Annotated in this window: 1 protein-coding gene; it reads right to left on the bottom strand. The window is 75.3% G+C overall.

The window, feature by feature from the left end; all coding sequences use genetic code 11:
* Positions 1–77: 77 nt before the first annotated feature.
* Entirely contained in the window at positions 78–587 is a 510-nt protein-coding gene (locus ADK65_RS33080; protein WP_053674719.1) for a hypothetical protein, read from the bottom strand.
* Positions 588–652: the final 65 nt, after the last annotated feature.

Raw genomic sequence — 652 nt, 5'->3', positions numbered from 1 at the left:
GACACGGCAGAGGAAAGCGCCGGCACCGCAGGGGGGACAAACCCCGCCCCACGGCACCGGGACACTCCACGACACCCCTAACCGGCTTCCGGACCGCCGGCCGCGGCGAACCGCGCGTCGATCTGTTCCAGCGTGGTCGACGGGTCCGCGACGAGGGTCGCCAGTTCCTCGTCGGCGTGGTGCCGGCTGGCGAGGGCGGGGCAGCGGCGGCAGGCGTCGACGCCCGCCTGGCCCCACCACTTGCAGTCGGCCCGCAGATGGCAGCGCGGGACGTTGCCCGGCTCCGCTGCCGGGTAGGCCGCCACGACCCGTTCGATCAGCGTGCAGTCGTCGCCGCGCCGGTTGACGCAGTTACTGACGCAGTGCGAGGCGAACCTGAGGACGCGGCGGGGCTCGATGTCCGCGGGCACCATGCCGAGCACGCCGCTCGCGGGAACGGGGTCGGCCAGGTAGGTCACCCGTCCGTCCGTTCCCGAACGCACGCCCAGGACCACCGACTCGGGCGCGTCGGCGACCCCGCTCGGGCACCAGGCCTGCGGCGCCGGTCCCGGGCGGGTGGTGTCGTCTTCCGTGGCGGCGGCGCTCACCGGGTCGGCCTCCTCAGCACGGGAGGACGGCCATCATGCCGCGGGCGGTGGGGGCGAGGGGCCCG

Origin of the sequence: Streptomyces sp. NRRL B-1140, assembly GCF_001280065.1 — a bacterium.
Classification (GTDB): Bacteria; Actinomycetota; Actinomycetes; order Streptomycetales; family Streptomycetaceae; genus Streptomyces.
The sequence above is the reverse complement of the archived record's forward strand: the minus strand, read 5'-3'. Positions and strand labels throughout refer to the sequence as shown.